This window comes from Metabacillus arenae, from assembly GCF_014773385.1.
GTDB lineage: Bacteria > Bacillota > Bacilli > Bacillales > Bacillaceae > Metabacillus_D > Metabacillus_D arenae.
The window spans coordinates 23,029-45,167 of the sequence record NZ_JACXAI010000040.1 but is presented as its reverse complement, the minus strand read 5'-3'; the positions used below and the strand labels follow the sequence as shown (position 1 = coordinate 45,167).

20 protein-coding genes are annotated in these 22,139 nt (G+C 35.8%); 8 read left to right on the top strand and 12 right to left on the bottom strand.

Annotated features, from left to right (window positions below; all coding sequences use genetic code 11):
- Window positions 1-31: 31 nt before the first annotated feature.
- Window positions 32-697, bottom strand: coding sequence for a hypothetical protein (locus IC621_RS22565; RefSeq protein ID WP_191161702.1), 666 nt, complete (start codon window positions 695-697; stop codon window positions 32-34).
- A gap of 143 nt (window positions 698-840) precedes the next feature.
- The gene (locus IC621_RS22560) at window positions 841-1,692 is read right to left on the bottom strand and encodes a MurR/RpiR family transcriptional regulator (RefSeq protein ID WP_191161700.1); all 852 of its coding nucleotides are present in this window, start codon (window positions 1,690-1,692) and stop codon (window positions 841-843) included.
- Window positions 1,693-1,803: 111 nt separating this feature from the next.
- Between IC621_RS22560 and IC621_RS22555 the strand changes: the two genes are divergently transcribed.
- Window positions 1,804-2,838, top strand: coding sequence for an ornithine cyclodeaminase family protein (locus IC621_RS22555; protein WP_191161698.1), 1,035 nt, complete (start codon window positions 1,804-1,806; stop codon window positions 2,836-2,838).
- Window positions 2,839-2,851: 13 nt separating this feature from the next.
- Window positions 2,852-4,249, top strand: a complete 1,398-nt coding sequence (locus IC621_RS22550) for a sodium/glutamate symporter (RefSeq protein WP_191161696.1) — start codon at window positions 2,852-2,854, stop codon at window positions 4,247-4,249.
- Window positions 4,250-4,695: 446 nt separating this feature from the next.
- Here the strand turns inward: IC621_RS22550 and IC621_RS22545 are convergent, their stop codons facing one another.
- The 7 genes from IC621_RS22545 to modA form a co-directional block, all read right to left on the bottom strand.
- Entirely contained in the window at window positions 4,696-4,965 is a 270-nt protein-coding gene (locus IC621_RS22545; protein WP_191161694.1) for an HPr family phosphocarrier protein, read from the bottom strand.
- 25 nt (window positions 4,966-4,990) lie between these two features.
- Window positions 4,991-5,674 (bottom strand): LrgB family protein, encoded by a 684-nt coding sequence (locus IC621_RS22540; protein WP_191161692.1) that lies wholly within the window; start codon window positions 5,672-5,674, stop codon window positions 4,991-4,993.
- A complete protein-coding gene (locus IC621_RS22535; RefSeq protein ID WP_191161690.1) occupies window positions 5,658-6,035 on the bottom strand; it encodes a CidA/LrgA family protein in 378 nt (125 codons plus the stop codon). The genes IC621_RS22540 and IC621_RS22535 overlap by 17 nt, the downstream gene beginning before the upstream one ends.
- A gap of 450 nt (window positions 6,036-6,485) precedes the next feature.
- Window positions 6,486-7,544, bottom strand: a complete 1,059-nt coding sequence (locus tag IC621_RS22530; RefSeq protein WP_191161688.1) for a metallophosphoesterase — start codon at window positions 7,542-7,544, stop codon at window positions 6,486-6,488.
- A 442-nt stretch (window positions 7,545-7,986) separates the two neighbouring features.
- Window positions 7,987-8,193, bottom strand: a complete 207-nt coding sequence (locus IC621_RS22525) for a TOBE domain-containing protein (RefSeq protein WP_191161686.1) — start codon at window positions 8,191-8,193, stop codon at window positions 7,987-7,989.
- Window positions 8,194-8,661: 468 nt separating this feature from the next.
- Entirely contained in the window at window positions 8,662-9,318 is a 657-nt protein-coding gene (gene modB, locus IC621_RS22520; RefSeq protein ID WP_191161684.1) for a molybdate ABC transporter permease subunit, read from the bottom strand.
- An 8-nt stretch (window positions 9,319-9,326) separates the two neighbouring features.
- Window positions 9,327-10,133, bottom strand: coding sequence for a molybdate ABC transporter substrate-binding protein (gene modA / locus IC621_RS22515; protein WP_191161682.1), 807 nt, complete (start codon window positions 10,131-10,133; stop codon window positions 9,327-9,329).
- 120 nt (window positions 10,134-10,253) lie between these two features.
- Here modA and IC621_RS22510 point away from each other — a divergent pair, with 120 nt between their 5' ends.
- The 3 genes from IC621_RS22510 to IC621_RS22500 all read left to right on the top strand — a co-directional run bounded on the left by IC621_RS22510 (window position 10,254) and on the right by IC621_RS22500 (window position 12,486).
- The gene (locus tag IC621_RS22510; protein ID WP_191161721.1) at window positions 10,254-11,213 is read left to right on the top strand and encodes a substrate-binding domain-containing protein; all 960 of its coding nucleotides are present in this window, start codon (window positions 10,254-10,256) and stop codon (window positions 11,211-11,213) included.
- A 319-nt stretch (window positions 11,214-11,532) separates the two neighbouring features.
- Window positions 11,533-11,925, top strand: a complete 393-nt coding sequence (locus tag IC621_RS22505) for a hypothetical protein (RefSeq protein WP_191161680.1) — start codon at window positions 11,533-11,535, stop codon at window positions 11,923-11,925.
- A 270-nt stretch (window positions 11,926-12,195) separates the two neighbouring features.
- Window positions 12,196-12,486, top strand: a complete 291-nt coding sequence (locus tag IC621_RS22500) for a hypothetical protein (protein WP_191161678.1) — start codon at window positions 12,196-12,198, stop codon at window positions 12,484-12,486.
- A gap of 98 nt (window positions 12,487-12,584) precedes the next feature.
- On the opposite strand, the gene IC621_RS22495 is transcribed toward IC621_RS22500, so the two are convergent.
- Window positions 12,585-13,811 carry a helix-turn-helix domain-containing protein gene (locus IC621_RS22495; protein WP_191161676.1) on the bottom strand — a complete coding sequence of 409 codons (1,227 nt, stop codon included), beginning with the start codon at window positions 13,809-13,811 and terminating at the stop codon, window positions 12,585-12,587.
- A gap of 253 nt (window positions 13,812-14,064) precedes the next feature.
- Here IC621_RS22495 and uidA point away from each other — a divergent pair, with 253 nt between their 5' ends.
- The 3 genes from uidA to IC621_RS22480 are packed head-to-tail and all read left to right on the top strand — an operon-like array spanning window position 14,065 to window position 17,578.
- Complete coding sequence (uidA, locus tag IC621_RS22490) at window positions 14,065-15,855, top strand: beta-glucuronidase (RefSeq protein WP_191161674.1); 1,791 nt, start codon at window positions 14,065-14,067, stop codon at window positions 15,853-15,855.
- 12 nt (window positions 15,856-15,867) lie between these two features.
- Complete coding sequence (locus IC621_RS22485; RefSeq protein ID WP_191161671.1) at window positions 15,868-16,056, top strand: hypothetical protein; 189 nt, start codon at window positions 15,868-15,870, stop codon at window positions 16,054-16,056.
- Between the two features lie 43 nt (window positions 16,057-16,099).
- A complete protein-coding gene (locus tag IC621_RS22480; protein ID WP_191161669.1) occupies window positions 16,100-17,578 on the top strand; it encodes an MFS transporter in 1,479 nt (492 codons plus the stop codon).
- A 985-nt stretch (window positions 17,579-18,563) separates the two neighbouring features.
- On the opposite strand, the gene IC621_RS22475 is transcribed toward IC621_RS22480, so the two are convergent.
- Together IC621_RS22475 and IC621_RS22470 are read right to left on the bottom strand one after the other, a co-directional pair.
- Entirely contained in the window at window positions 18,564-20,576 is a 2,013-nt protein-coding gene (locus IC621_RS22475; RefSeq protein WP_191161667.1) for an oxidoreductase, read from the bottom strand.
- A gap of 26 nt (window positions 20,577-20,602) precedes the next feature.
- Window positions 20,603-22,006, bottom strand: a complete 1,404-nt coding sequence (locus IC621_RS22470; protein WP_224752739.1) for a sodium:solute symporter family protein — start codon at window positions 22,004-22,006, stop codon at window positions 20,603-20,605.
- Window positions 22,007-22,139: the final 133 nt, after the last annotated feature.

The window sequence follows — 22,139 nt, the reverse complement described above, 5'->3', positions numbered from 1 at the left end:
AAGCTTACAAGATACCCTTTAATTTTTGCCTTTAAAGTTCTAATCGTTTCCCAACAAAATGAACGAATGTATCCAAGGGATTGATAATCTTCATTGATGTTTCGGACTCAACCATTTCCGCTGCATCTACCATGGATAATTGAGCTACAGAGATCACTTCCTTTTCTTCTTTCATCATTTGCTTTAAAAACTTACATATTTCATGATTGTACTTTTCCTTTTGACCTTTCATGATAAGATCAAATGTACCTTCAATCACAACAATCTCTAAATCTATGGATTTATTATGGGCATCAGCATATTTGTTTAGCCGTTCCAATGTACCTTCAACAGTCGCAGGATTTGTGAAGAGGATTGTTTGGGGCTGCTGGATGCTGCAAATGAAGTCAAAGTAAGGTTCATCAATATTGATGATTGGTACTTTGATTGAAAGCTGGTCTTCCTGCAAAATAGCAATATAATTCGTGCAAGTTAGAAGGATAGCATCCACATTACATGCAGCTATCCATTCAATTTGCTCTTTCACTTTATTTTGAGCATCAGATGTGAGGAAATTCTCATCTGCCGTAACTCGATACATCAACGCTGGATCAACAAAATGGATTAATTCAACCTCAAATGAAGAAAGGGCCTTTTCTATATATTCAATATTAGAATAATGGGCATGGAGACAACCTACTCTTTTTTTCAATTCCATTCCACCTATAAATTATTTTGATTATTCTAGCAATAATCAAGCAGAACTGTCTATAAAAATAGTGATCAATACGATACCTCATGAACAAGTAACCAAAACAGGTTTTTAAGAACATTTTATGGCAGATTCCTCCTATAATCCCTTCACTGCTCTGCTTCCGAAATTCCAAACCTTTGGTTCACTTTCTCTATATCCTCCAACAGTTTAAGTACTTTAACTTTATTCATTTCAAATATTTTCCCCAACAAAATTTCAATTAATAAAACTGTTGCCACATTAGAGTTAGTAAAAATATCAGAAATGATGCTTGTAATCAGATTGAAATGAACTATTTCCCTAAAAGGATTGTTGGCGTTGCTTATGCATATTTGTTTAATTCCTTGTTCTTTTGCAAATTGAACAGCGTGCACCATTCTTTTACTGTAGGACGGAACACTTATTGTGATCAACAAGTCTTCTTTAGTCATGTTCCTTAAATAATCAAATACCTCGTCATTTTCACCGCCGATTAATATGACATTTCCATATACCTCATTTAAATGTACTTGAAGGATTTTAGCAGGGCCTAATGAATTTCTCCGTGCCATAATGACAATTTTTCTTGCTAAATGAATAGAGCGCGCTGAAAGCTGTAGGGTTTCATCACTGTTAAGCTTAAATATTTGTTGAATATTGTTTACAGCTTGTTGATACAAATGACCAAGTTCCCCAGTATTTTGCATCCCTTCTTCGGTAAGAGGCACTTCTTGTTGTTTGTGTGCAAAACGACTTTTAATCACCTTTTTCAAATCTGACTGAAGGTCTGGATATCCTTTGAACCCAATATCCTGTGAAAACCTCACGATAACGGACTCACTTACCCCAACCTCTCTCGAAAGCTCAGACGCTGATAGAAGAGCTACTTCCTCCCAATTTTCTAAAATATAATAAGCGACTTTCTTTTTTGCATTACTTAATTTTTCTAAGTGATCTTGAATTTTTATAAATACCGACATTTTAAATCCCTCTTTTATTGACAAAAATAATTGTTGCCATAGCAATATAAATTGCTGTATGATAATTATAGACTATTTAAAGTATTCAGACAATTATAGGAGGTTATTCAAATGAAAGGTTCTGAAATTTTGTTTTTATCCCAGGAAGACGTTAAAAATTGTGGTGGTTTTGATATGTCCAATATTATTAGCATAATGGAAAGTGTTTTTAAACTCCACCATAAAAAGGATTATATTTTACCTAAAAAAACAGCTCTTCGTTGGGGAGATATGGAATCTGAATCGATATCCGGTCGTATTAATTCAATGCCAGGCCATATAGGAGGTGACTTTAATATTTCAGGGATTAAGTGGATTTCCAGCGCACCGCAAAATCCTTTTAAATTTAACCTTCCACGTGCAGCTGGTTTAATCATTTTAAATGATCCGGATACACTCGTTCCTATTGCTATTATGGATGGAACCTTAATCAGTGCCATGCGAACAGGAGCAAACTCAGGTGTGGCAGCAAAATATCTTGCTAAACCAAACTCTAAGATTATGGGATTTATCGGGGCAGGTGTGCAAAATAGAACACAATTGCTTGCATTAAAAACCGTACTTAAAGAAATTGAGGAAATCAGAATTTATGATCTTAGTGAAGAGCGCGCAAGAACTTTTGCCGAAGAAATGCAATCAGAGGTTTCTGCTCCAATCCTGGTCATGGATTCTGCAGAACAAACAGTAAGAGATTCCGATGTTTTTGTTACAGCTACGGTTACAAAAACACCTATTGTAAAGTCAGACTGGGTAAAGGAAGGCTCTCTCTATATCCATGTCGGAAGTCATGAATGCGAATTTGATGTCATTTATCAATCTGACAAAATCGTTGTGGATGATTGGGAAGAATTAAAGCATCGAGGCGTCGAGACCATTTCAATTATGTATAATACAGGGGTTTTCGACGAGACTACAATCTATTCTGAGTTAGGGGCTATTGTGTCAGGAGATAAGCCTGGCAGAGAAAACGACAAAGAAAAGGCCTATTTTAATAGTGTAGGGATGGGAATTGAGGATGTTGCAGTAGCGAAGGCTATATACGAGAATGCTAGGAATAATCATATCGGTCAGTCATTATCATTATGGAATTCCCCAACATTTATTTAAGGAGGTAGATTGAATGCCGCAAGATGTGATTTCTTCTTCTTTACTAAATTCATTCTTATTTTATATAAGTATTCTTGGTGTTCTCTTATTTGCAGGTGTCTTACTTAGATTAAAAGTTGGAATCTTCAAAAAGTTTTTCATTCCGGCTTCTTTGATTGCGGGATTTTTAGGGATCATCATTGGACCTTACGGTTTTAAAATGTTATCTGAACCAATGGTAAGTACTTGGGGAAGTTTAGCCGGAATATTAATTACGATCGTATTCGCTCCTATGCTTATAGGAATGAACAAAGAAACTTCAAAAGAAGCAGCAAAGCATGCGGTTCCACAGGTTCTGTATAGTTATTTGGGGAGCTCCTTGCAAATAGGAGTACCTTTACTTGTAACTGGTTTAATCCTGATCCCTATATGGGAGGTGGATGAACTGTTTGGCTCCATTATCGAAATAGGCTGGGCTGGTGGCCACGGGACAGCTGGCGGGATGCAAGGAGTATTTGAATCACTTAATTGGGCTGAAGGAACATCTTTATCCCTTACTTCAGCAACCGTAGGATTGCTATTCGGGATTATTGGCGGCATGATCATCATTAACATCGGAGTAAAAAAAGGATATACATCTGTCATTAAAAGTACCTCTCAACTTCAATCACAACAAGAAGATATTCCTCAAGAAAAAACGGCTAGTTCCTATAATACGATTAATGAAGATGTCGTTGAAAGCTTCGGATTCCACTTAGCATTAATCTTTATTGCTGTACTCATTGGATGGGGTCTGCAACAGCTAATCATCCCATATGTTGCAGGAGTTCCATTATTTCCATTAGCCATGCTTGGCGGCTTAGTCGTAAATATATCCCTTTCAAAAACGCGATTTTATCGTTTAATTGACAAACAAACACTAAACCGAATACAAGGTCTTGCATTAGAATTTCTGATTGTTGGGGCAGTTGCTTCGATTAAAATTCCAGTAGTGGTTGAATATGCGATTCCATTACTTATTGTCTCACTCTTCAGCCTGCTAACCATCTTATGGTATTTCCACTTTATCGGGCCAAAAATGTTTAAAAAGGATTGGTTTGAGCATTCCATTGTTAATTATGGTACAGCAACAGGTGTAACAGCTGTCGGCCTTATGCTGCTTAGAACAGTGGACCCTAATATGAAAACCGAAGCTGCTTCTGCCTATGCCATTAGGGCTCCATTTTACAGCCCGTTTCTCGGGGGAGGGCTGATTACCTCAATTGTTCCGGTTCTAATCATTAATTATGGAACAACCCTCGTGGGGATCGCCTTTTTAATCATTTCCTTTTTAATTTTAGCAGCTGCTAAACTATTAGGCTACTTTCATTGTGATGCAGATAAAAAACAAAACTATGAAGGACAACAAAATATATCACAGTCTAAACTATAAACCTGAATGGCGAGGGTGATCTAAATGGACCGCAATTTTGCGTTCGATATAGGTCACCATTTCGTTTTGAATGGTCATACAATCCCTTCCTGCTCCACATTCTTCTACTATTTATTCAAACTAGCGCATCAAACGCTTCTTTCCTCAAATGACAAAACAAGGATTGGGGGTCCAGTATATTGAGCCCCGCAATCCTTGTTTTAACCAAAGTCAATATGCTTTTTTAGGAATATCAGTAATCGAGGGGTGACTGACACACTAAAAGAAAAAATCGAATTGAAAACCGTGGACGGAGAATATCTGAATTCACTTAACGGAACCTTAAGGCATCTTAAACAAACGAGACTTTAACGACCAATCAGCTCAAGTCGCGAGAAATTAACCGATTTCGATGTTCATAAAACTATAAATTCTTCCAAGCTTTCCTTATTGAGCTGCTTCAAGTATTAAGACCTACCTAAGAGTAAATTGTTTAAATCATTAAGAGCTATTTCTGCATCTGGACCAGAAGCGCGTAACAAGGCGGTTCCGCCGCTTGTTATTTTGGCGACAAATACGCACATCCCAAGCAAACTTTTAGCATTGACCGTAGTTTCACTTGTTTCAATTACAATGTAGCTGTTAAATTGACTCATTTTTTCTACGAATTGGAGAATTTTTGAAAGATCTATTCTGGAAGAAATTTGACAAGGAAAGGTAAGTTCTTTCTTTTCCATTTTACGATCATCTCCTTAGTAAAAGTTAAAAATTGATAAACAGCGAAGTGAGCAACGACATGAATAGGGCGGAAGTTATCATGGCAATGCTGCCCATGGCTCCTTCCAATTCCCCCCACTCAAATGCCCGGTTGGCTCCAATCGCTTGGGCTGAGGTGCCAAGCGCAAGTCCCTTGGCAATTTTACTTCTAATCCGGCCAAACTTTAAAAGCAAGGGTCCTGTGACAAGAGAAAAAACAGCGGAAGTGACTACAAACAAGGTCGTAAGCGCGGGAATTCCGCCAAGAGATTGAGAAATAGACAAAGCAATGGGGGCCGTTACCGATTTCGGGATAAGAGAAAACATCATTTCTTGCTTCAAATGGATGACTTTGGCCAAAAACACAATGGAAGCTGCACCTGCTAAAGAGCCTGCCGTTACAGCAACAAAAATGAGTAAAAGATGCTTTTTGATTAAATTTATCTGTTTATATAACGGAACAGCCAGAGAAACAGTTGCTGTTCCCAAAAGCAGTGAAAAAACTCCGGTTCCAGAGGTATAATACGTGAAGTCAACATGAAATATTGAAAGTAGACACATGATCGAAACCGTAACAGTATACAACGGATTCAGCCAAGGTTTGTTAAATCTTCGAAACACCTTGAGTCCAATCAGATAACTTATTACGGTGATGATGGTACACAAAAGAATATTACCCGTCATGATCATTCTGTTCCCCCCTTTTATTTTTGATTTCGTAATACTCAGCGGTAAATGCTGTAACAAGCAGTACAAGCAAACTGCTGGTTACCAAGATGACAGCCAGTTTAAATCCTTCGGTTCGAAAATATCCCGTATAGTGCAAAACCCCAACAGCAAAAGGAATAAAGAGCAGCGTAATATGCTTAACATGCAACTGTGCAACCATTTCTACCCATGATAATTTACAAACCCCCAGCAGCAGTGCCAAAAACAATAAAGCCATACCGACGATACTCCCTGGAACGGGAAGATCTAACCATTTTACGAGTATATTAGCAGCAAGATAGAAAACCAGAATTGTGAAAAACTGAACAATAAAACGAATCACTTGGCTGACACCTCCAGTATGCGGCTGATCATCTATTGTTCTATTGGATTGGATTATATGGCTTAGTGTCAGTATGTCATATTATTTTTATGGTTTCCTCAAATTTGTAAGATTTTTTTACCTAAAATTTTTATTTATTGGTAAATTATTGTTAGATTATATTACATTTTTTTATCTAAGAGGGCCACTTCCCTGTCTGCATAGAGAAAGTTAAAAAGAAATTAAAAAAATTTAATTGAGTACGAAATCATAAATTTACTTGGGCTAAGCGGGATTTAGTCATTTTCCAAAAAATAGAAAGTGAATCCTACTAAACTATATAAATGATAAAAACCCCCAGGCAAGCCAAGGGGCATTTTATATGAGATATGAAAATTTCAGTTGAATAGAGTTAACAATAGACACACATACATAAAAGAGATATGAGGCTAGAAAGTAGAGGTCGAATAATCAGGCGTGATAAACCATTTTAGCAATTGCTGTTTTTCTTTTTTGTTTAATCTTTAGAACACGGTTCTCCTCCCGGTCAAAACCTTTGATCTCTAGTCTGTCATGATAGACTCGAACGATTGAGAAAGCATTCGTGTCAGCAGTCTCGACCATCCCTTTGAAGTTCACATAGTGGATACCGTTCTTTTCCGCATAGTTGCCAGCATGATTATGACCATTAAAATAGGCGGCCACATTACCAGCGGATTCGAGTTCTTTGACAAGAGCTTCATCGTTCCAAGCATTGTGCACGTTTAGTGGGGAAATCGGAGCGTGTCCTATTACAACAACCTTTTCGCCGGCTTGTGCCGATTTCTTAAGCACATCCCGCAGCCAGGTCATTTGATCTGACCCAACGCCGCCGTTCCAAGTCTGAGCATTTTCTGCGCCGCTCCATTTTAAGACTTCGTAGATATTCTGAGACTGCCTGTATTTCTCAGAATCTATAGGATTTGCATATGTGCTAAGGTCATTGGTATCGATCACGATAAAGCGCCAGCCATCGTATCCAAAATCATAATAAAAGTTTTGCATCCCTAGTAAGTTGGCAACAGATTTGGCGTCCATGGCATAATCGTGGTTACCAAGTACATGGTACTTCGGACCATTTACCTTGTTGTAGATAGGGAGAATTTTTGAAAAGCTGGATTCATTTCTATCGATGAGGTCACCAAGTTGTACAGTGAATTTTAAATCATGTTCGTTAAATGTTTTTACCGCTTCTGTAAGTTTGTCAAGTGAAGCACGGTAGAAACGGGTTCCTTTCGAATCGATATCAGCATATTGGGCATCTGCAACGAGTCCGAATTGGAAACTTGGCTTTTTGTTAGACAAAGAAACGGAAACTCTGGACTTTGCAACAACGGACTCCGCCCTAACAGGAACACTCCCAAGGGGGTTGATTAGTGATAAACCGAAAGTAACTCCAGCAATCTTGGTTGTCTGTTGGATAAAGTCTCGGCGATCCATTCTTTTTTCAAAGATATCTTTATGTACTTGTTTTTGTTCATCATTTTTCATCTTTTTTCACCACTCCAATTCATCATAGTTTATAAATTCTCCTCTTTTGTTCATACAACTTAACCTTAAAGGGAATTTGTAAATTTAGAATTGAGCGAATGTTAAATCTAGATAAACTTGGGATATAAGTTTAGTGACAGAATGCTTTAATCAAATATATTAAGTTATTATTCGATGTGGAAGAAAAGAAAAGGTTTCAGCTTCATGTCTTGGAAAGTAAAGTGGCCATAAAGTTGGTTAATTTCATTACCTCAAATACGCATGACCCCGTTCTGATTTTAGGACGGGGTTAAAAAAGGTATTTATTTTTAAATGTAAAAATATTGCTCCATCATTCGGACAGGTGTTTATTACAAAACTTTATAGAATCTGATGTTTAATAAATTGTAAGATGTAGAGTAAGCATGAACATCTTTTTTAGAGAGCTCCATTCCTTGTTACATTAAGCCATTACCATAACAGAAGTTGCTTTTATAACAGCTGTTGCTTCATCCCCGTTTTTTATACCTAACGATTCGATAGAATCTTTGGAGATAATGGAAGAAATCATATTCCCTCCGCCAATATCAATAATGATTTCGGCTGTGACAACCCCTTCTTTGATTTCCTTCACTGTTCCTTTTAACTGATTTCTTGCACTAAGTTTCATAAAATTCACACTCCATCCATATCGCTTTATATTAGTCAGTATGGACAGCTATTCTAAGATCTAGACCAAATCGAAAAATAGAAAATAACTGTTGCTTAACTCCAATTCATTCTAAAAAAGAAAGATAAAACCAAAGCGATTTATAACTAAATATGACTAAATATAACTAAATATAAAATCTAATAATCTGGTTTTTATTGAAGTATAAAGAAACTCCTTTATCAACAACAAAAAGGTACATTAAGCAAAGTTAACATACCTTTTTCATCTAGATTAAGTTCATGACATAACACTTCAATAAAGTGAAACTTCATTCAGTGGGGGTTTTTTCCATCCCCCACTGAAAGTTAGTTGAACGAATCGGACCTTTACGGGCAGTTGATCCCCCACCTAGCTTCTTTGTCTTACTCATAATCTTGAGGTGGGGGTCTTACTGCCCGTTAAGAGTGGGATAAGATTTTTAAACTCTTATTCACTTTTATAGTTGATAAACAGTAACATAAAGAACGCGATAAGGACAGTTGTAAGAACCCATAGCCAAGCCATGGTCATATTGCCAGAATCGATCGCCACATAAATCGCGGTGGGGATGGTTTGAGTTTCCCCCGGTATATTGCCCGCGAACATTAAAGTAGCTCCAAATTCTCCTAATGCTCTGGCAAAGCTCAAGATACTGCCTGCAATCAACATTTTTGCTGCCGAAGGGACCGAAATATATAAAAACACCTGAAATTTATTCGCCCCATCTACTGCGGCAGCTCCCACTATGTCCTCATCCACTTGTTGAAATCCTGCTTTTGCAGCTTGGTACATAAGTGGAAAAGCCACTACTGCTGTAGCAATCACTGCTGCCCACCATGTAAACAAAACAGGCTGCTTAAATATCCATTCAATTAGTCTGCCTAACCAACTATTCTTGCCAAAAATAACGATTAAGAGAAAACCAATGACCGTTGGTGATAGGACGAGGGGCAATAAGATGATTGTTTCCACAATTATTTTCCCTTTAAAAGACTTGTTGACCATTAGCCAACCGATTATAGTACCTAAAATAATAACAATAAGTCCAGCTACAGACGAAACTTCTAATGATAACAGAACAGGCTCTATAAATTCACTCAACATTGTCCTAATTATTCCGCTGCAAATCCATATTGTTTCAATATATCTATGGCTTCTTTTCCTTGTAAGTATTCATAAAGCTCTGTTGCTTCTTCTGGATGTTTCGTATCTTTTATAACTCCAACCGGATAAATAATTGGATCATGTGTTTTATTATCAGCAGTTGCAACTATTTTCACTTTATCTGAAATCAAAGCATCTGTTTTATACACAATACCTGTATCGACATTTCCCGTTTCTATGTATGAAAGTACTTGCCGTACGTCTTTTGCATAGACCACTTTATTCTTTATTGAATCCCAAAGCTTTAAGTTTTCAAAAGTTTGCTTTGCATAATTTCCAGCTGGTACCGCTTCTGGTGTACCTAGAGCAATTTTATCAGCTTGTGTTGGCAAATCTGAGAAATCTTTAATCGGTTTTTTTGCGCCTTTCGGTACAATAAGCACTAATTCGTTGCCTACCAAATCAATACCTTGTTTTTCATCAATTTCACCTTTTTGAATGAGATCATCGAATTTATCTTCTGCCGCTGAAAAGAATAAGTCTACTGGGGCTCCTTGTTCAATCTGCTGTTTCAATGCACCTGAACCCCCGAAGTTAAACTTCAGATCAACATTCGTGTGGTCTTTTTCATACTTTTCTTCAATCTTCGTTAAAGCATCCTGTAAGCTGGCTGCAGCTGAGATGGTAAGTTCTACATTTTCATTTAATGCTGAGTTTTCTGCTTTTTGTTCTTCTTTTGTAGAATTGGGATAGGCACATCCAAACAACAAAACCAGCATCATCATACTGATTAATCCATTAATCCTTATTAACATTCATAACCATCCTAATTTTATATTTAAACATAATAGATTATAACTAATTATATGTAATAATAAAACAGAAAATTTGAATATTATATTAAACATATGAAAACTTCTATTAAAAGAGATAAAATAAAGGAAAGGAGTGACAAGCTTGTGAAGGAAGAACGATCGTATACAACTGAAGAAATTGCGCGACTATTGAGAGTGTCTAAATTAACAGTTTACGACTTAATTAATAAAGGTGAATTACCTGCCTATCGTGTTGGCAGGCAGAACCGAATTGATTCGATTGACTTAGAAAATTATATTGCCAAATCTAAGAATAAAAGCATAAATCCAAAAGCAAACATTAGTCATCCTCAAAGAGCTGATGCAGAGTCCTCCATACAAAATAATGTGATTATAAGCGGACAAGATATAACATTAGATTTACTAGCAAACAGCATTCAAGCTGAAGGTTTTAAATCATTGCGCGACTATAATGGGAGCTTAAACAGCTTAATTTCTATGTACAACGGAAAATGTACCATTGTAAGCTGCCACTTATTTGATGGAGATACAAAAGAGTATAATCTTCCTTTTATAAAACGGATTCTAACAGGTCGTTCATATATCGTCATGAACCTTGTCTCAAGGTCGGCAGGTTTCTATGTAAAGCCAGGAAATCCTAAGAACATTCAAACTTGGGAAGACTTGTCCCGTGAAGAAGTGACCATCATTAATCGTGAAAAGGGTTCCGGTGCACGGGTTTTATTAGATGAACAAATGCGCATTCGCAATATTAGCTCAAAAGAGGTTAAAGGCTATGACAACGAAGAAACGAATCATTTCAGTGTTGCGTCAGCTGTTGCTCAAGGAATAGCTGATATAGGAATCGGAATTGAAAAGGCTTCAAAAATGGTCGGAGTTGACTTTATCCCTTTGATTAAAGAAAGTTATGACATCGTCATTATGAAGTCGGAAGAAAAAAGTGGATTAATTCAATCCTTACTTAAGATTTTGAATTCACCAGAATTTAAGAATAAAATTAATACTATTGAAGGCTACGATATTTCAAAAACAGGGTCGATCATCTTTGAAACAGATTAGTTTTTTTGGGGACCATCGGTTAATGAGAAAAAGCCTCCATGTTAATGAAATAGAGCCGCCTCTATTGGTGGCTACATAGCAACCTATTTTTGACCTGGCATTCACTCTGATACGAATTTCCTTAAACTCATTTCATTATATCGGTACATTAGCTCATAAGTATTAATCCATTAAGTTGACCTTTAGTAGAGGAATATGAATAAGGTTTTTAAACACCCTTATTATGCTTTCAACATTTTCTACTAAAATTGTTTGAGTTATGGATGATCATCATCGTTTTTGAATAGGTTGTATTAGAAAGGTTAATGGGGGGATCGTTTTGAAGGTTGTTGATCAGTTAAAGGAATTTATTGCTCGTCAGGGAGTGATCCCAAAATCAATAAAAATTCGTCCAGATTACTTAACTGAGCTTGAATTAAAAAGGTACGCTTATAATATTGATCGAAAAGGCGATAAAGAAATTAAACGATTCATGGGGATTGAATTGATTCCCGATGAAACCGTAAAAGCGTTTGAGCTGGCTGGTGAGGAGCGCGAAGAACAGTGGATTGTAAAAAGAGATTTGAAAAGACTGAAAGAAAAATACCTTCATCAAGCTGGTGAAACCGCTAAAGACATCAACTTACTATTTGGATACATCGGCTATTTGGAACGGGAATTGGAGGATAAGAAAAATTATTTGGATTATGTTAAAAAAAATGATGGCTTATGACATGAAAAAGAATGAATCATTGCCGTACCCCTATATAGGTAAAAAGAGAAAGTGTATAGGTATATCCCCAGAAAATAGCATTAATCTATAGTACTTCAATTGGACACTCCTTCTAATTTAACTTACTGTCTTCATGAGATAAGGTGTCTGAGCTTTTTTGTAGACCACTCCATTAATTAAAAAAGCTCTCAAAGGATCGAATGCATACTCTATACAAATCTAGTTAACATAAAGACAATATAAGGAAGTAACGAAAAGAGCTAAACCCATATGTACCAAGGGTTTGGCTTATACGTTTTTACTCGTTTATGCATGTTTTTATACATCGTTGATTTATCAACGTTTTCAGCTTCTAAAGAAGCCTGGCAGCTGCATCAACCGGAGGACAAAAGGCTCTTCTGTCATCGGTTCTCTTACTTCTTAATGATTCCTTCTACTGTAGCTGTATCCGATAAAGAAGCCGTCGAGCATCTTGTGACAAATGAAGGTTTCACCCGGCATTATTGGTTTAGCCCTTGGGAGCAGTTGATGGAGACGACCATTTGGCTTCAAACTGTTTAAAGTGTTGTAAATTCAAATCTTTCTGAAAGCCCTTATATCCACTTATGAATTAAAGAGAAAGTTTTTATTTGTGAGAATGTTAATTTACTCTAGGTATTTTAACTCCCATTTTTAAATTGTTTAGGTGTTATCCCTGCAAATTTTTTAAAAACTTTAATAAAATGACTTTGGTCATGGAAATTTAGAAGATTAGAAATCTCGGCCAAAGTATACTCCGTATATGTCAATAAGTGTTTCGCTTCGTCTATCTTAGTCTGATGGATATATCGTCTGGGAGAAATACCTACTTCTTTTTTAAAAAGAACAGATAGATAATTGGGATTCATTGATGTTAATTCAGCTAGATGAGATAGGGTTATATCTTCGTAAATATGGGTAAATATATAATTTAAGCAAATGTTTATCGGCCGGGAATATTTATGTTTTTTGGTATTTTTAACTCGTTCTGCGAAATCTAATAAAGCACTTTCTGTTAATTGAATGACTGCTTTACTTTCATTTAGTTCCTCAAGTTTCTGGATATATAAATCACTAAGGTTGTAGGCAATCTCTTGAAAAAGTCCACCTTCTACTGAAGCTCTTGTTGCAAGTGTAATGGTCACAATACCTAGATTTTTTTGACTTCGTAAATAACTGGTCTTAGAAAGAACTCCAATTTTCCCTTGTTTTAGAATAGCCTGAAACGTTTCTCTAAGTTCATCCTTTCTCCCCATTTTTACCAAATGCAACATATTCCTTTCAACTGATATATCCGTATGAAATTTATTACTTTGGCGTCGTTCTGTTATTTGAGTATCAGATTGCTCTATTTCAATCCTTTTCTCTTCAAGTTGTTCATTTTTTTTCAAGATTTCTACCAAGTCTAGTTTTTGTTGATAAATGATGTAATAAAGGACCATGCTCATATTAATAAACTCAAAATTATTTATTATGGGAAGTTGATTATAATAACATACCATTTCTTCTTTGCTTACTTTTATCTTAAGATCTTTAAAAATGCCATTAATGGTTTCTTCTGTCATCCTAAAATTCATAATTGGACCTACTACAATCGTTCCATTAAATTGATTATTTGAATAAAGATTAATCGAGAAATATTTTTCAAGGTACGCAGATTCCTTGAGTATCGGGAAATGATAAAGGTTTGTTCCAGAAAAAAGTTGGACAATAATATCCTCATTTGATGAAAATAAAGGATTAGATGTAAAATTTGTAGATATTTTATGTTTTAAATTTCCCTTGTTATCAAAAAAATAGATTGGTATTTTATACAAATTAAAAGCTAGTTTACAAATATATTCTAAATCCACTATTAAGTGAGACATTCTTATTCCCTCCATTCTGTATGGATTAGTAAGTATTAAATCATCTGCAATTTTTACTTTTAATCTAAAAAATATACCATAATATATACAAAATAAAAACTATAATTATTTTAGAAATTAACTACAAACTGTTCTTGTAAAATACTAGAAGAAAAAGCGAATATTGAATGGTGCTTGATGTCAACTTCTGAAAGTGTTTACAGAAACGCATTAAAAACGATTTTGGAGAAAAAAAGAAGAGGAGTCGACTAGTATGTTATACCCAATTACTACTGAAACTCGCAGTATTATAGACTTAAACGGAATCTGGCAATTTAAATTAGATAAAGGTAAAGGACTGCAGGAAAAATGGTATGAAACAGGTTTAAAAGATACGATCAATATCGCTGTACCATCTTCTTATAATGATATTGGTGTGACAAGTGATATCCGTAATCATGTTGGTTTGGTTTGGTATGAACGTGAATTTGTTGTTCCAGAATTATTGTCGAAGGAACGTATAGTTCTTCGATTCGGATCAGCAACACATAAAGCAAAAGTATTTATCAATGGGAAGCTTGTAGTTGAGCATAAAGGTGGATTTTTACCTTTTGAAGCAGAGCTTTACGGATATTTGCAGAGCGGGAAAAATCGGTTAACTGTTGCAGTTGACAATATAGTAGATGAAACAACATTACCTGTTGGTTTTTACAAAGAGGATGAGATTGAAGGTGTAGGGAAAGTAATAAAAAATCAGCCAAATTTTGATTTTTTTAATTATGCCGGTTTACATCGACCTGTAAAAATATATACTACACCGAAAACATTTGTACAGGATGTTACTGTTGTTACCCAGATTAATGGGACGATACAATTTAAAGTTGATATGGTTGGAAATGCTGAAGTAACTGTTAGTGCCATAGATGAAAGCGGTTTAACTGTAGCGTCTGCATCAGGGAAAGAAGGATCTCTTTATCTATCAGACGTAAAATTGTGGGAACCTTTACATTCATATCTTTATACGTTAAAAATTGAAGCTGTTAAAGATGGAAAAGTAGTTGATGTTTACGAACAGCCATTTGGTGTGCGGTCTGTTGAGGTACAAGATGGTAAGTTCCTAATCAATAATAAGCCATTTTATTTTAAAGGATTCGGAAAACATGAAGATACAGCTATTCATGGCAGAGGATTTGACGAAGCTGCAAATGTAATAGATTTCAACTTACTAAAATGGATTGGTGCTAATTCATTTCGAACGTCACATTATCCTTATTCAGAAGAAATCATGCGCTTGGCCGATCGTGAAGGTATTGTAGTTATTGATGAAACTCCGGCTGTTGGTGTTCATTTGAATTTTATGACCACTTTACGTGGTGGAGAGAACTTCCGAAATACATGGGAACATATTGGTACATTTGACCATCATTGCCAAGTTATTAAGAATTTGGTTGCAAGGGATAAAAACCATCCAAGCGTTGTTATGTGGTCTATTGCAAATGAACCAGCTTCAGAGGAGGAAGGTGCTCGTGAATATTTTGAGCCCCTTGTGAATTTGACAAAAGAGGTTGATCCACAGAAGCGGCCAGTTACAATCGTAACTCATGTAGAATCAAGTCCAGAAAAGTGTCAGATCGCCGAAATTGTCGATATACTTGCTCTTAATCGTTACTATGGATGGTATATCGAAGGTGGTGAGTGGGATATTATCAAAGCATATCTTCGTAAAGAACTTGATGGCTGGAAAAAACGCTGTCCCGGAAAACCAATTATGTTCACAGAGTATGGTGCAGATACAATTGCTGGCTTGCATGATGTGGACCCTGTTATGTTTACAGAAGAATTCCAGGTGGAATTCTATCGTGCAAATCATGAGGTTTTTGATGAATATAGGGAAATTGTTGGTGAACAAGTGTGGAACTTTGCAGATTTCGCTACAAGTCAAGGAATCATCCGTGTTCAAGGGAATAAAAAAGGTATTTTCACTCGTGATCGTAAACCAAAAGCAGCTGCACACCACTTAAGGCAGCGTTGGACTGAATTACCAGACTTTGGTTATAAAGAGTAATGGAGTTTCACAATGTCAAAGTATTTATTGCGTCATTACTTTGACATTGTACATGTTGAAAGAATTAGTAGAAAGAATTTTCCCGGGATTTTTTTAGCAGTTTATGAAAGGGCTTACATTTGTATTGAAGGGAGCAAACGAACAGGTAATTTGTATACGGAGGCATGGGAAAGTATCAATGACAGATACATTTCTTTATAATTCTTTTAAATGAAAGCGTTTATTTGATTAGGGGGTAATGAGTATGTCTTATTCAACAAATAATAATGTACAGGCAACTAATAAAGCAAAATTATGGCAAATAGCCTTTTTTACCTTAAATAACACATCAACGAATCTTCAGGCATTTATTTTAGGATTTGTCACTTATTATGCTACTGGGATTGCCGGGCTTGCTGTTATGGTTATAAGTTCGGTTTTAATGGCAGCAAGGCTATTTGATGGGATCATTGACCCTGCCATAGGATATATCATTGACAAAACAGAGTCTAAGTTCGGTAAGTATACACCGTTAATTGTAATAGGAAATATTATTTCAGCTGGTACAATTATTATTATCTATAGTGTAACTCATTTCTTGCCGGAATCGATGCAATTTATTTTCTTTACGGCTATGTTAATCATAAATAAAATTGGTTATTCATTACAAACAAGTGTAACAAAAGCAGGACAAACGGTGTTGACTAATCATCCAAAGCAGCGTCCGCTTTATGCCATTTTTGATAGTATCTATAACATCGGAGTTTTTACTGGTGGACAAATCTTTGTTTCAAACTATCTCATTTCAAAACATGGTAATTTTACTTTACCTTTATTTACTGAATTGAATAGTTATGGACTTATTCTTTCAGGAATATGTGCCATACTCGCGATCGTAGGTATTTGGTCAAAAGATAAGAAGGAATTCTATGGATTAGCAGAAGAGGGAACAAAAACCTCATTACGTGAATATTGGGGCGTTGTGAAAGGAAACAGACCACTACAAATGCTTTCCATCTCAGCATCATTTGATAAACTAGCCATCAGTATTAATCGTTATTCCGTAGTAGGGGTTATGTTATTTGGTATATTACTAGGAGATTATTCACTTAGTGGTACAGTTAGTATGATTACAATTATCCCTACTCTATTAATTACCTTTTACGTTGTAAGTATTGCTAGAAAGGCTGGTTTAAAAAAATCATATGTTACCTCTGCATGGATTGGGATAGTATCCTTTGTAGGTTTAATTTTCCTATTTTTACTAGTAGATAATCCATCTTCAATCACACTTAAGAATATCGGTATTACGACTATCTTATTTATTGTTTTATATACACTCGCAATAGGCTTTGCCAATATTCCAACAACGCTTGTTGTTCCGATGATCGCAGATGTGTCAGATTATGAAACACACAAATCAGGACGTTACGTACCAGGTATGATGGGAACCATTTTCTCTTTTATTGATCAGCTTGTTTCATCATTAGCACCTACCATTGTAGGAGTTGTTGTTGGGATTATTGGATACAAATCACAATTCCCTGAGGTTGGAGATACCTTAACAACACCATTGTTTGTTACAACGTTAATATTAGCATTCGGTTTACCAGCTTTGTGCTTACTTGTATCTATTACAGCAATGAAATTCTATACTCTTGATGCGAAGAGGATGAAAGATATTCAAAAAGGGATTGCAGAAATAAAAGCAAAAGGTTATATAGACGATATTGCAGCAAACTGAAAAATAGAAGCGATTTTTTAATCTAACAATTCATATGTTTCATCTGAGTTGTATATTGTTTAAAAAACAATTAGAATTAAAAACTAAAACTCCAGCTTATGTTCAAAAATAAGGTTTAATTCGAGTAAGTCCGAGATAAGTCTATTTTTATTCTAGGTTCATTCTAAACAGGGTAATAATCAATATGTGGCCCCTCATTACTAGAATCGTTTCCCTACCCCTACTATAAATACGTGTTGCGGTTAATACGTAAAGGGAGAGTTCGCTAATGAATGATTACGAGTATCAATCTATCTTAGAAGAACAAAAACACAAATAAGACCTTATCAATCGTGAAGCTTGGAAATACGAGTTTTTTAATCAAATCACTATTTACAAGAAAACTGTTTCAAAAACAACAATGTGTACCTTGCTGCAATTGTTAAACTAAAAAGCTAACAATATAAAAGGCTGATTACTTATCGTACAGTTAATCAGCCTTTTTTATATTGAAATTGCCTTAGTGTACAAAATCCGCATTTATCTATACCAGCAAGTAAAAAGTCTTTATTTCATATTATCAGGCACTAGCGCTATTACTCTTGAAGAATCTTATAACCGATATCCATCAATTGATATAACATTAGATAAATATTATTTATTTTGCCGTTTGAGCACTCAGCAAATCCCCATGCAACTGAACCAGGGAATGTACCAGAACAAACTATACCTATTAATTTATAATGATGATTAATTGGAAATAATTCAGCATGAAACTAGGTACAATTTGTAGACAAAACTAAAAAAATAGATATCATGCAATTTAATATAACGTAAAACTTGAGTTGGGTAAGACAAAAAAAGTCGATTCTTTAAAAATCAGCTTTTTTTAATTCTGCATTTGCTTAACGTATAATATCAGCGTTCCCCCAATTGGTTTTGAAATAAAAGTAAGCCTATGACCCATTTTTACATGTATCTCGGCTGAATCCCCTAAAGGATCCCTTTATTTAAGATTGAAACTCATATCTCTTGGAGAGTCAGAGATACTACTTCCTATTTTGTTTCCTAATTTTACCCCTTCAGAGACTGCATCACTCATTGTTCTCGGAGTCACACTATCTCCAATTATATGAACATCGATTCCTAATTTTCTAATTTTAAGTTCTTCTGCCAAATCAATATTAGACTTGCTGAACCCAGCAAAGACAATTAGATCCATATCATCAGCGGTTCGTTGTTGTTCTGACCATGCATCCTGGATTACAATAGTTCCATCTCTTACTCCATGTAATAATTGATTAGCATGATAAATCACACCATTTTTAGCAAGCGACCGGTACATACTCGGTTGATTGGTTGAATCAAGCTCTTCACACACGGTTTGACGTGTGGATAATAGTTCTACTTTGGCTGCGCCTGCTTCTGCAAGATAATTAGCAATGTATCCACCTCGTCGAGCTCCTCTATCGTAAACTAAGACGTTTTTACCTTTAATGTCATTTACTTTGCCATCCAACACTTCCGTATCAGTAGTACATAAAGTCTCTACGTTCTTATCTTCTATTGGAATAATGCTCTTTGCTCCTGTAGAAATTACAACAGTGTCCGGAGAAGTATGAAGAATGTCATCTACTGTTACTTCTACATATAATTTCACTTCAACTTGTAATCTTTCTAATTCCCTTTTAAGCCAGTCTAGATGTAACCCATAATTTTGTCGATTTGGCTGTTTCACTCCATAATTCACTTGCCCACCTAACTTACTGGAACGTTCAAAAAGAATAACTTGATGTCCTCTTTGTGCTGACACACGGGCGGCTTCCATTCCAGCTGGCCCCCCTCCCACGATGACAACCTTTCGCTTATTAACAACAGGGGCCATATCATATAATGTATCATCTGAAATAGCAGGATTTACTACACATCCAATCGCTAAACCTACATAAGTCCTACCGATACATCCTTGGTTCGTACCAATACAAGGACGTATTTGTTTTGATTCTCCTCGAGAAGCAAGGTTTGGCATATTGGGGTCTGCGATAATTGCTCTAGTCATCGCAACAAGATCACAATCCCCTAATTTCAAGGCTTCTTCTGCTTGTTTCGGATGTAAAATACGCCCCGCAACCATTACTGGTGTGGAAAGAACTTCCTTCATCCTTTTAGATATGTCGTTATAACACCCAAGAGGGTATGGATCAGGTGGGATTGTTCCGGCTTGTAATTCAAGAGTGTTTCCCGTACTACCACTTATATTGAATAAATCAATCTTGTTTAAGTTCTCTAATCTTCTAGCAATCTCAATCATATCTTCCTGGGATAAGCCAATAGTATCCGTTTTTGGATCTCCTGTCATTCGGAAGCTAATAATAAAATTTTCGGAAACAGCCTTATAGATTTCTTCTATGATTTCAACAGAAAATCTCATTCTTCCCGTTATATCCCCACCATACTCGTCATCCCTATTATTAATGACCGGACTCCAAAACTGTTCAATCAAATGCCCACCATAAGAAGTGATTTCTATACCATCAAACCCACATTTTTCAAGTCTTTGGGCGGCCGATACATAAGATTGAATTATTTCTTTAATTTCATCCTTACTTAAGACCTTAGGAATTTCTCCATTTAAACTCTCAGGAATATCAGATGGACCTTGTATAGGGTAACCGGTCATTTTTGAACTTATTCTTCTTCCTTTGTGAGTTGCCTGTGCCAATATTATTGCACCATGTGTATGTACACGTTTAGTCAATTCAATAAAATAGGGTTCATTTTTAGAATTCCAAAGACTGACATACTTAGGATGGGAGGCTTTTTCATATACTGTACCTGAACCACAGGTGAAAATAATCCCTGCTCCCCCCATGGCTTTTCTTTCATAATACCGTATAAATTTTTCATCGATTAGTCCATCTTTTGCAAGCCCTTCCCCATGTGCACTTGAAACAATCCTATTTTTCACTGTATGATTTCCAACCTTTATCTCACTAAATAAGAGATCATAGTATTCCATAACATACTCCTTTCCTTTTACTAATTTTATTGTTTTATAGAGTCTGTAGTGATAGGTACTGAGTGTTTTTGTGTTAATAAACTCACCCCTACCAAAGCAATGATGGAAATTGGCAACGACAATAATATGGTATTTCCACCTATTGGATTTCCAACAATTTCAAATAAAATTGTCGAAACCCCACCTGTTATAACGGATGCTAACGCACCTTGAGGAGTAGCTTTTTTCCAGAAGAATCCTGCTAAGATGACTGGAGTTACTGATGCACCATACATCGTATACGCAAAAATAGATAATTCTAATACACTTGTAAAAAAAGTTGCCATCAAGTAAGCTATAATTCCAATAACTACAACTGTTACACGATTAAAATTCAAATATTTTTCTTCTGGAAGTTTTTCTTTAAATTGACCATATAAGTCATATACAATGTTTCCTGACATTGAAAGTAAGAAGGAGTTAGCTGTAGTGACCAATAATGCTGTAAAAGCAGCAAGTATCAATACACCGATTGGCAGTGGCAAACTTTGATTAGCAATTTCTATAAGAGCTGTATCCGGTTTAATATTCGGTAAGAGAACGATACTAGCAGTAACAAAGAAAGTAATCAGACAGTATACTGTTGTCACACCAATAAAGAATCCTATTGTAGATCTTCTTGCAGTCTGTTCTGTCTTTGATGCAGAGAAACGCTGTAACATGCTCTGATCACCAATTATATAAACCAATAAAGGTAAGAAGTACCCGATTAATTGCAGAGGTGTTAATCCTCCTGTAACAGTAAATTTAGTATCAGGTAGGTTTGAAACGAGGGTTGATATGCCTCCAACTTCAACTAAAATAAAGGGAACTGCTATTATAAATCCGAAAATAATTAATAAAGCACTAAACATATCTGTATAGGAGACAGAAAACAATCCTCCTGTAGCTGCTAAAACAATAACAAATAGAACTGTTAATAACGATCCTAATTGTTCCGGTATTCCTGTTGTGATATGGAGGATGTACCCTCCTGAAATGAATTGGTAGGATAACACACTAATGTAGGTCAATAAAATAAATATAGTAGAAAAGAGCCTTGTTTTTTTCCCAAATCGCACTTCTAGCATTTCAGGTACTGTTCTTTTTGCTAATGCACGTGTTTTAGCCGCAATAAAATACATAGCTATAATCCCTAATGGCCCACCCAAGAAATAAAAAATAGCAGCCAAAGGACCGTACTGGTAGACAAAACTTGCCCCCCCTACTAGAGATCCTGAACCTACCCACGATGCAGTTAACGTTCCAATGACTACAATTAACGGCAACCTATGTCCTGCAATAATGAAGTCATCACCACTATTAACTTCCTTTTTACTAAAATAAATAGCTAGCAATACCATTAACAATGCATACACCATGATAACAATAATTTGTACAGAGATATCCAACACTTCCCCTCAGCATAACTCTTTCAACTTTTATATAGTAACTTCCCATTGTGTTAGTCTTAACTTCATAAAAAACATTAATGAAGTTAGGTTGGCATAAAGGCTGAAATTTCAAAAAATTCTTTATAATCAA